Annotated in this window: 10 protein-coding genes; 4 read left to right on the forward strand and 6 right to left on the reverse strand. The window is 48.0% G+C overall.

What is annotated here, in order from left to right; all coding sequences use genetic code 11:
• Positions 1-3,225, reverse strand: a 3,225-nt coding sequence (locus LKK83_RS28150) for a HEAT repeat domain-containing protein (protein ID WP_324634778.1), incomplete at its 3' end; no start/stop codon positions are given.
• 170 nt (positions 3,226-3,395) lie between these two features.
• Between LKK83_RS28150 and LKK83_RS28155 the strand changes: the two genes are divergently transcribed.
• Both LKK83_RS28155 and LKK83_RS28160 read left to right on the forward strand, forming a co-directional pair.
• On the forward strand, positions 3,396-3,608 hold the full coding sequence (locus LKK83_RS28155; protein ID WP_324634779.1) for a hypothetical protein: 213 nt from the start codon (positions 3,396-3,398) through the stop codon (positions 3,606-3,608).
• A gap of 293 nt (positions 3,609-3,901) precedes the next feature.
• A complete protein-coding gene (locus tag LKK83_RS28160) occupies positions 3,902-4,075 on the forward strand; it encodes a hypothetical protein (RefSeq protein ID WP_324634780.1) in 174 nt (57 codons plus the stop codon).
• A gap of 69 nt (positions 4,076-4,144) precedes the next feature.
• Here LKK83_RS28160 and LKK83_RS28165 read toward each other — a convergent pair whose 3' ends face one another.
• From LKK83_RS28165 to LKK83_RS28185, 5 genes are all read right to left on the reverse strand, one after another.
• A complete protein-coding gene (locus LKK83_RS28165) occupies positions 4,145-4,354 on the reverse strand; it encodes a hypothetical protein (RefSeq protein WP_324634781.1) in 210 nt (69 codons plus the stop codon).
• A gap of 109 nt (positions 4,355-4,463) precedes the next feature.
• The gene (locus LKK83_RS28170; RefSeq protein WP_324634782.1) at positions 4,464-4,886 is read right to left on the reverse strand and encodes a putative toxin-antitoxin system toxin component, PIN family; all 423 of its coding nucleotides are present in this window, start codon (positions 4,884-4,886) and stop codon (positions 4,464-4,466) included.
• Positions 4,864-5,100, reverse strand: coding sequence for a type II toxin-antitoxin system VapB15 family antitoxin (gene vap15, locus LKK83_RS28175; RefSeq protein WP_324634783.1), 237 nt, complete (start codon positions 5,098-5,100; stop codon positions 4,864-4,866). The genes LKK83_RS28170 and vap15 overlap by 23 nt, the downstream gene beginning before the upstream one ends.
• Positions 5,101-5,244: 144 nt before the next feature.
• Complete coding sequence (locus LKK83_RS28180; protein ID WP_324634784.1) at positions 5,245-5,892, reverse strand: NACHT C-terminal alpha/beta 1 domain-containing protein; 648 nt, start codon at positions 5,890-5,892, stop codon at positions 5,245-5,247.
• Positions 5,893-6,251: 359 nt separating this feature from the next.
• Positions 6,252-6,743, reverse strand: coding sequence for a hypothetical protein (locus LKK83_RS28185; RefSeq protein ID WP_324634785.1), 492 nt, complete (start codon positions 6,741-6,743; stop codon positions 6,252-6,254).
• A gap of 427 nt (positions 6,744-7,170) precedes the next feature.
• Between LKK83_RS28185 and LKK83_RS28190 the strand changes: the two genes are divergently transcribed.
• Entirely contained in the window at positions 7,171-9,150 is a 1,980-nt protein-coding gene (locus LKK83_RS28190; RefSeq protein WP_324634786.1) for an ATP-binding protein, read from the forward strand.
• A partial coding sequence (locus LKK83_RS28195) for a WD40 repeat domain-containing protein (RefSeq protein WP_442957374.1) occupies positions 9,150-9,917 on the forward strand: 768 nt, incomplete at its 3' end. The genes LKK83_RS28190 and LKK83_RS28195, both read left to right, overlap by 1 nt.

Raw genomic sequence — 9,917 nt, forward strand, 5'->3', positions numbered from 1 at the left:
CCGAGTATAGTTATCCTCAGTGGTTGCGATAAGATTGACCAACGCCGCAACTGCCTCTGGGTTGCCTTGTCCGATTTCTTCTAAACTCTCAGCCGATTCCTCACGGGTATATCTATTCTTAGTAGTGGCAAGAAGATTGACCAAAGCAGCAATGGCTTGAGGATCTCCTTGTCCGATTTCCCCTAAACTCTCTGCCGCCCACATCGGGGTATATTCATCCTCAGTGGTTGCGATAAGATTGACCAAAGTAACTATGGCTTGAGGATTTCCTGGGTCGATTTTCCCTAAACTCTCAGCCGCGCACCTCCGGGTATATTCATTCTCAGTAGTTTCAATAACTTTGACCAAAGCAGCAATGGCTTGAGGATCTCCTTGTCCGATTCTCCCTAAAGTCTCAATCGCTTCCGTTTGAGTATCGTCATTTTCAGTGGTTGCGATAAGATTAACCAAAGCAGCAATGGCTTGAAGATTTCCTTGTCCGATTTCCCCTAAACTCCAAGCCGCCTCCTCACGGGTATCGTCATCCTCAGTGGTTGCGATAAGATTAACCAAAGCAGCAATGGCTTGGGGATTTCCTTGTCCGATTTCCTTTAAACTCTGTGCCGCCCACATCGGGGTCCATTCATCCTCAGTAGTTGCGATAAAATTGACCAAAGTGACAATGGCTTGAGGATTTCCTTGTCCAATTGTCCCTAAAGTTCTAAACAACCACCTTCGGATATCCTTATCTTCAGTCGTTTCGATAAAATTGACAAAAGTGGCGATGGCTTGAGGATTTCCTGGGTCGATTTTCCCTAAACTTTCAGCCGCTTCCTCCAGAATATCTTCATCTGGGCAATTCTCAATAACTGCGCTCAGTTCTGTAATCGCCAGCCGTCTAATGGTTTCAGGTATCACCTTTCTCGCCCCTTCTTTTATCGGGTCGAGAAAAATTCGCCATTCTTGTTTTTCAAGATTGAAGTAACCAAATCCCAACTTCACCACCAGCAGCACAATCTCGGTAGCCAGAGAACAAGCCTTAAACTCATTAATCGCCACAGCAGCCAGCAAATAGGCTTGATCTTCATAAAAATCTCTGACCCCATCTTTAAACTCAACCAACCCCCGAATAAACCCCTCCTTCTCATCCTCCCCAATATCCCAACGCCCCAACCACAACAAAATCACCTGCTTCCACTGCTTCTCAAAAATCCGATACCGCTTCCCCTCCACCGGACAGTCAACATGATCCTTCGGCAGAAAATAATCCCAATCCTCCACCGCCAACGCCGCAAAATACTCCTGAAACGTCGCATGATAAAACCCATACACCTTCTCACGGGGATTTTCCGCCGCCACCCCCACCTCATTCAACCAACCTAACTTTAACGCCAGAGGAAACAACGACCCCGCCGCCTTCGGTTTCCCCAAATGCTCACACACCAACCGATGAGTTAACCGAAATCGACTCGTTTCCGCCTCTAGGGATGCCTTCGCCAACTCTCCCAAAGCCGCATTTAACTGTTCCTTTTCCTCCTCCGTCACCGGAAAAGCCGTTTCCTTCCACCCATAGACGGACTCCACAAACCCCGCATACAAGTCCGCCATCGTTTCCGGTAGCGCATCCTCCACCTTCCAAGTCGCACATAACAAGGTTAACCGCAGGGGATTGCGGCATAAATCCTTAATCCGTTCTTTCCCCGACTCTTGCAATTCTGACCACAAGGATTCCGCTAACTGGACATCCTCTCCCGCCTCCACCAATCCCCGAAACCAGCGCCGGATAAACTCCTGCATTTGTTCATCCTGAAACGGTTGGGTGAGATAGGTTTGAAATCCCTGTAACTGGCTGGGGTTCCCTTGCCACAAATTCAAGCGACAGGTGACAATCATTCGCGCATCGGTCACCCAACCTCGCAATTTTAACGCCTGTTGGTCCGTCTGGCTCATCTCATCCAAGCCATCCAACAGTAACCAGACTGCACCCCCTTTAAATTTCTGCTCCCAGTCGGCTTTAATTTCCTCTCTGGACTGCCCCAATGCCTCTTTAAGCCATTTTTGCTCTAAATACTCTCCCAGGGGTTGGCTGCCCAATTCTGCCAAGGATACCCAAACCACTAAATCATCGGTTTCTTGTAATAACCAAAAGGCTAATTTCTGGAGTAACGTGGTTTTTCCCGCCCCCGGTTCCCCAATAATGGCAAGACGTTTCTCGGTGCGTTTACCAATAACTTTTTTGAGAAACTTCCGATAAGCAAACCGTTTCTCTACTTCCTTTTTCTCCCGATTGTACAAGTCCGAACCTTTTTCCGGGTCAATCTCTTGGGGGTGTTTTTGGTTCTGACTCCGTTTCGGTTTCACCAGGGCTAAATCGACAAATAAATCCTCATCGATTAAATTGCGATTCCCATAAACCTGACCGATAACCGTATTACTGCTTAACGGTTTCCGGTCCAGTAACATCCGACGGCAAATATCTTGCCATTCATCGATCGCATATTCCACCGGAAACCCAGCAATCTCTTGTCCAATCAGGCGTTTAAGTTGCTCATACCCGGTTTGGGAACTCTCCACAATCAGAATAATACTGCCTTCCTCAACTTTGGTAATGGAGAGGGTTTTATCCTTGAGGAGGTTTTGCAGGGTAGTGGTAATTTCCGTGAGTTGCTGTTGCGCGTCTTGATAGTTTCCCTTCAGTCCTAAGATGCAGCGGTTGAGCGTCGCCGTGAGTTGGGGAGGATGGTGAATTTCAGGCAGGTTCCCAAAGGACTCTTTCCATTTATCTCGAATAACCTGTAGGTTCTCTTCTCTCTTCGTTTGATGTTTGAGACAGAGCGAAAACTTCCAATATCCTTGATTTTTGGCTGATTCATGCTCCTTCAGAATCCCCAAATCTCGAAGGCAATCCAGGGCATTTTGAATCAGTTTGTCCCTCGCCGCTTCCAAAATCGGGTTCCGGCGATAGGTTTCTAATAAAACCCCTAACTCCTTCTTAGTAATCCCCTTTTCTATCCGCTTAATCTGTCCATTGCGCTGTTTTTGCTCAAGGATGCCAGACACCCTCAACTCGTCTGCCTTCACCCACTCCAGATTGAACTGAGCTTTGAGTGGGTCTGGGGGAATCGTGATCTCCTCATCAGCCAAAGCCAGCAACGCCGCCACAAAATCCAGACGGTCTTGCAAGTCGTCCGCGCTTTCTCCATACTTGCGGCTTTTTTTGAAAGGCTGACCCGATTTTCCCACCATGACGACCCTCGATAGAAAACTGGTGCTGGCTTGGGGAAACTTGCCCAAACGGGAGAGTTGCCCAAACCAGATAAAGCCAGTTTAGCAAGGGTTTCAGGATTTAACCAGTTGGTTGGATTGGGCTTTAGCCCAAAAAAACACTGACCTCAGAGACACAAATGAGGTCAGTCATGGCTAATCTACAAGACAAATTCAAACAACGGCAAGCCTTAGAAGACGCCTATGGGAATTTCGTAGAACCCTATGTTAATGCGGTGATGGAGATTCCGAACAACCCAGTGCCGACTCCTCCGGTTCGAGTTTGTCAGATGGGGACCTATCGGGTTTCAGGCTGGTTGCTGCTGACGCTGGTCTATTGTTGGTGGATGCGGGGACGGCCATGACTGTGGCGACGACCTTCCCCACCACTTTGGCTCAACATCCCAGAAACCGGGTGTCTTGAAGACACTTGGTTTCTCAACCAGGCGATCGCCTAAATGATCCAGTGGCATAATGAATTGTCAAGGGGCGATCGCGATATGGAGAGAAAATCTGGCTCCCTTTCTAGGTATGGCCACAGTCGCCACGAGCGCGAGGGGTTAGGGGACAATTACTGTAACGGGGGGATGGCTAAAGCGGCGCGTGATGTGCTGCTATAATCGGGTCAAATCCTGAATTGCCAATTGATAAGAAAACTATGGCTAGTATTATTCTTCAGGTTGATGAAGAGATTAAGGCGGCATTTGAACAGGCTAACCCGGAAATCCAGAAACAGTTAAGTCATATTGTTCAGTTATTTTTACGCGGAAATTTATATGACAAGCGTTTAACTGAGGTGATGGCAGAAATTTCAGAGAAAGCACAACAGTGATGATTGGGTAAAGGTTAATACGGTTATAGCTCAATGCTCAGAAACTCGGTTTCTTTGATTCCACGCAGCCTAAGACATTTCTAAAACTTGTTGCAGAGGAGCGGATAGTTCAATGGGCATAAAATAGGAGTTAGGATAGAGGTAATCTTCCCCTGATTCATCAATTATCCGCAGCATTTGATGACGATTCGCTTTTGAGTCAGGTAAGACTTGATAAATCTTGCGAACTTCTAGGGAAGCTGCATAGTCTGTATTTTTAATACATACAACAAATTTCATCGCTTTTACTCCAGTAGATATTTAATCTTGAAGTCTTTGCACCCAATGCCGTGAGCTTCATACCAATAAATCTCGGCTTCACAGACAGTGCCATCTTCGAGTTTTATAGTTAGCAATTTATCTGACTTAAAAAATCTTGATAGGTGACAATTTTTGTGCCTTCAAACTCTTGCAAAATCAATAAATCTGCATCTCCTGTAATCAGAAATTTTGCTTGGCTATCTTGGGCGAGTGCCAAGAGAAAATTATCTTTTTCATCTCGACAAACTGAAACCTCGGATTTGATTTCCACAAACAACGCAATAATCCCCAGGAGTTCCAAAAGCTCAGAGACTTTTTGGGGTGAAAAGTATTTTCTCAACTTAGGTCTTTGCGTCACCCGCCTAATTTCTTCTTGAAGTTGGTCACACAATATGATTTGGATCGTTTCGCTGACCATCAAGGTTTTAAGGTCGGCTAATGCTTGACCAATCAAGAAACTAATCCAAAGATTAGTATCGATAATGACCTTAATGGGCGGTTTGCTGGTCATAAATTTCTGTTCTTACCGCTTCGACTTCTTGGGTGATTTCTGCTAAGGAGATTTCATCAGTCTTGAAGGATTGGAGAAGATGAGTTAGTTTGCTATCTAGCAAGTCTTTGGATAAGGCTTCACTGAGTTTTAATTTATCAGCCTCCGGTAGTTGTTTGACGAGGCTCAACACTTGTTCAAAACTGAGGGAGAGTTGATATTGAGTTGGGTTCATCGTTTTATGGGGTTGAGGATACAGTTATATTTTAACTGGATTTTGAGAAAGCGTTTTCTTTGATGGGGCTTTACTCTTTCTGGATTTCCAGTTTAGCGAAGTGTTCTTGCACGAGGCGATGGATGAAGCGGTAGGGGCTGCCTTTTATCTGTCCAAATTGTGCAACCACTGGAGGAGAGTTGCCATCAAATCCGGGTCGCTTTCTAGGAATTGGGGGAGTCGGCACTCCGGGAGGGGTTGGGGGACAACCACGGCAATGGGGGGATGGCTAAACCGGGCGAGTTGATTGAGGACCGCCATATCAAAGCCTTGAGGGGATGGGTCTGTGGGTTCTTCGTAGAGGATGAGGGCAATTTGATGGTCGCTGAGGTCATCTTCGCAGTAGGCTTGTAATTCGGCAATGGTACGGGGTTTACCGTCGGGACTGGCGGGACAACCTGCTTTTTTCAAGGTGGTGTAGATTTGCAAGGCAGGGTTGCTGGGGTCGCTGAAGCGGCTGCCGTCGATGCAAATGGGTTGGCAATTGAGGGGGTGGGATTGGTTGGCTTGGTTGAGGATTTGGGAGAGAAGGGCGAGGTTGCACTGTTGGGTAAAGGGGGTGGGAGTTGCGGGGGTGTTGTCTTCCGCTTCGGGATGAGGGGTGGTGGGGGGATTGTGCCATGCTTGGTAAAATTCGGGATAGGAGAGATTTTCGGCACAGTTCCAGAAGAGTTTATAACACTCTAAATAAAGGTTAAAGTTGTCTCTATAGGTTTCATCGCTGAGATGGGAGTGAAGAGCAGAAATTATCATTTCTTTTTGTTCCTGGTTAGCAATAGTTCTCTTTAGATACTCAAAATACAAAGAATAATCACCTTCTAAGTAGTCAGATTGAATCAATTCGATTAACCGAGAGGTTGCCAATGTGCTTCCGTGGCAAATACCCTCAAAGGTTTGGTAAAAGCGAATATGACTGATAGGTGATTCTTCATGCGGCTTGTCTCTGGAAATTTTCAATAATTTTACAATGACACTAATTCCAAAATGACTACCCCACTCTACCTCCTTTAAATGCCAATTAATTTCTTTTAAAATATCCTGACTATCATTAGCGCCTATGATACCAACTAAATACTCAGTCGCTCGTTGATTGCTGATTGACTGACAAAAGTTTAAGCGGGTGCTGTAGGAGGGTAAGAGAGAAGCTGGAACTCAAGAGCATAGGAGCGTGCCTGATGCTGTCGTAAGAAGACCGAGTGTAAACAGGTGGCTTGACCGGGTTTGAAATAAAACGTCTTCAGTTGACGCCATCCGCGACCGGGCCGCCAAATCCAGCTATCGTTTTTGAGACGGATGCGATAATGCCAACCCCATTCCTGAGTCAAACCTCTGAGAACCTCTGTATGAGAAAAGCCCCGGTCAGCTAAAACGACCACTTTCACCCCTGAGGGCAAGCGACTAACGGCTTGAGCAAACATCTCTCGGTAATCTCGGTAGGCGACTGAGGCACTTGGGTGTTTGAGAACTCGCCAGACTAGGGGCAAAGTCCGCCCTCGATAGACCACCGCTAGACGCACCAGGCAGTATTGATTCCAAAATAGTGAAGTATCCAAGCTCAGATACATCACGGGGTCTTGCCACTCGGACAGAGCGCCTCGAATCAAGGGGGCGTACAAACGATGAGGGTTCAGGCGAGAGTTATGCAGCCAGCGACTCAGACGACGCTGCTTGCTTTGGGCATAATTGCCTCGACGAGGGATGTGTGGCAGCCATTGAGTGAGATTAACGCTGTCGCTGAAGAACTTGATAAAATAGGAGACAGACGAACCCGCAGCAACCTGGCAGCCGCCACGGGAATTTTAGCTGGGTTAGTCCTGGGTGAAAGCCTGATTCGTGAAATTATTAGGAGAAACTGCGGGATGACAACGGTTAGATGGTCCGGGCTAAGTCGCTAACGCCTGTTCCTGGGGACGCTCGGAGTCGAGACTAAGGGGAAATCCGGTCAGCCTTCTGGGTTCCCCCTCAGCCAACAGCAACTCTTATGCTATCTTAGAACAGTAGTCACTGGTTTCCCCGAGACGGTTAACCCTGATGAACTCCTCTCACCTGCTCAAACTCAATCAAGGACTCCTAGCAGGAACCGCCCTCCTGGGCTTATGTTCCATCGTCACCGGCGGGTTAGCGGGTGAAGCGGCAGGATTAGCCGTTCCCGTCTTAGCCGGATTTTCTAACTTTTTCGCGGGGATGACTGGCAATAATTTAGGCACAGTAATTGAGCGATTCCGCCAGAGTAGCGAGGTCCTGCGGAATGAAGATATCGCCAAAGCGGCAGGACGCACCGTAGCCAAAGCCTTGACCGAAAAAATCAGCCCCAACTATTCCGACAAGGAATCCTTAGATAAATTTGGCGATAAAATCGAGGAATATTGGGTGCAATGGGCCGAACAAGCCCAAACCCTGAACCTGTTTGAAACCCTCCAGGAAGACCAACTCTATCAGATTTTCAGCCAACCACCGGAACAGTTTACCGAGTATCAGGTGTTACCCGAACTGGAATGGCAGGAGGTGGTCACCTGGTTATTCCAACAGGGATGTGAGAGAGGGGTTTTGGGAGATACCCCGGAGAGTTATCAAGATGTCATCACCGATTTGGCGGCGGAATTAGCCCTTAACTTCAATAAACACTTCCGCCAAGTCCTGAAAGACGATGCCAACAACGGCGGGAAAGCCTTTGTGGGGATGTTATTTGACCTCCACGGGGCGACGTTGGCAAAAATTACCGAAATTCAACAATATTTACCCCAACTCGCCACCCGTGAAGATATTTGTCACGCCTTGCAGCAATTAGAAACCGGAATTCGGGATGAATTGGCTCAATTTCGGCAAGCGTTTCAGCAATACTTAGACACCACTCAACCCCAGTTTCCCCTCTCCCAAGATTGTACCGCCATCATTGAGGAAAGAACGCAGGATTTTGTCGGGCGGCGTTTTGTTTTCCAGGCAATTCGGGATTTTTTACAGCAAAAACCTAAAGGGTATTTTGTCCTAGAAGCTGACCCGGGCGTTGGAAAAACCGCAATTATGGCGCGCTTGGTGCAGTTACTGGGCGGGGGTTGTCTCACCCATTTTAATATTCAATCCCAAGGCATTGTCACCCCGGCACAGTTCCTAGAAAATATCTGCACCCAACTGATTCACGGCTATAACTTAAATTATTCCCCCCTACCGGCAAGGGCTACCGAAGATGGCAATGTTTTAGCCCGTTTATTGACAGAAGCGGCGAATAAACTCGCCCCCGGTAAGAAATTAGTGGTGGTAGTGGATGCCTTAGATGAAGTGGATGCAACCGGGCAAAGTAAGGGGAGTAATCTGCTCTATTTGCCCGATTCTTTGGTGGATAAGGTCTATTTTATTCTCAGCAAACGTCCCCAACAATTAGACCTCCCCTTAACTGACTATTTGACCAGGTTTGATTTAATGCAGTATCCAGCAGAAAGTGCGGAGGATGCGCGACGTTATGCCGAGAAACGCTATGGGCGAAGTCCTCAGATTCAGGAGTGGGTAACATCTCGTCAGTTAAGCTCAGAGCAGTTTTTAGGGACACTGGTGGATAGAAGTGCTGACCCGATTAAAGGGGTGCATAACTTCATGTATTTGCGCTATGTTTTAAATGACATTGAAAACGGAATTTATAAGAGTGAAAGTCTGGAAAGTTTACCGCAAGGGTTGCGGCGATATTATCGGAAACATTGGCGATTGATGGGCATGATGGCTGACCCGTTCCCGATTGATAAAGTTCGCACGATTTATGTGTTGTCGCTGCTGCGGGAGGCGGTGTCTCGGCGGTTGTTGGCGGAGTTGACGGAGTTGGCAGAATATCAACTGCGACCGATTTTGCGGGAATGGGAGCAGTTTTTGCGGTTACAACAGGTGGCGGGAGATACGCGCTACACGATTTATCATGCCTCTTTTAGTGATTTTCTGCAAGAGGAGGCGGAGGAGTCGGGGGTGAATTTGGAGGATATCAAACGCCGCATTGCTGACAATTTCAGCAAAGGAGCGCCGCTATGATGACGGCTTTGGGTCAATGGTTGAGGGAGCAGGACTCGGAAAAGCGTTTACATTTGTTGCGCCACCAACCGAGTTATTTTGCCGATGTGGGGGAAGTTGAGCGGTTGCGGGCTTGGCTGACGGATTTTGGGTTTTTGGAGCAGAAGTTAGGTGCGGTGGGGGTTGTTGCGCTGCTGAATGATTTTGATTTGGCGTTGGGGTTGGGAGGGGAGGAAGGGGGGTTAGGGCTGATTCAGGGGGCGTTGCGGTTGTCGGCTCATCTTTTAGAGCAGGATCAAACTAAGTTGGCGGAGCAATTGCTGGGGCGGTTGTTGTCCTTTTCTCAGCCTGAAATTGTTGCCCTATTGGAGCAGGCGAAACAATGGCGTGGAAAACCCTGGTTTCGTCCTCTCACCGCTAACCTCACCCCTCCAGGGGGGCCACTGATTTGCACCTTCGCTGGGCATAGTGGCGGGGTAGAAGCAGTAGCCATTACCCCCGACGGGAAACGAGCGGTCTCGGCATCCTATGATGAAACCCTGAAACTGTGGGATTTGGAGACGGGGACGGAACTGGCCACCCTCACCGGGCATAGTGACGATGTAAATGCAGTAGCCATTACCCCCGACGGGAAACAAGCGGTCTCGGCATCGGATGATACAACCCTGAAACTGTGGGATTTGGAGACCGGAACGGAACTGGCCACTCTAAAAGGGCATAGTGACATGGTATGGGCAGTAGCCATTACCCCCGAAGGGAAACGAGCGGTCTCGATATCGTATGAGAAA

The sequence above is a fragment of the Phormidium sp. CCY1219 genome (assembly GCF_035615515.1).
In the GTDB taxonomy this organism is placed as follows: domain Bacteria; phylum Cyanobacteriota; class Cyanobacteriia; order Cyanobacteriales; family Laspinemataceae; genus CCY1219.

Excerpts from the sequence above, each read along its gene's own strand:
- vap15 (WP_324634783.1), bottom strand. The coding sequence starts at position 5,100 with ATGAACCCAACTCAATATCAACTCTCCCTCAGTTTTGAACAAGTGTTG.
- LKK83_RS28165 (WP_324634781.1), bottom strand. The coding sequence starts at position 4,354 with ATGAAATTTGTTGTATGTATTAAAAATACAGACTATGCAGCTTCCCTA.
- LKK83_RS28190 (WP_324634786.1), top strand. The coding sequence starts at position 7,171 with ATGAACTCCTCTCACCTGCTCAAACTCAATCAAGGACTCCTAGCAGGA.
- LKK83_RS28160 (WP_324634780.1), top strand. The coding sequence starts at position 3,902 with ATGGCTAGTATTATTCTTCAGGTTGATGAAGAGATTAAGGCGGCATTT.
- LKK83_RS28155 (WP_324634779.1), top strand. The coding sequence starts at position 3,396 with ATGGCTAATCTACAAGACAAATTCAAACAACGGCAAGCCTTAGAAGAC.
- LKK83_RS28180 (WP_324634784.1), bottom strand. The coding sequence starts at position 5,892 with ATGATAATTTCTGCTCTTCACTCCCATCTCAGCGATGAAACCTATAGA.
- LKK83_RS28170 (WP_324634782.1), bottom strand. The coding sequence starts at position 4,886 with ATGACCAGCAAACCGCCCATTAAGGTCATTATCGATACTAATCTTTGG.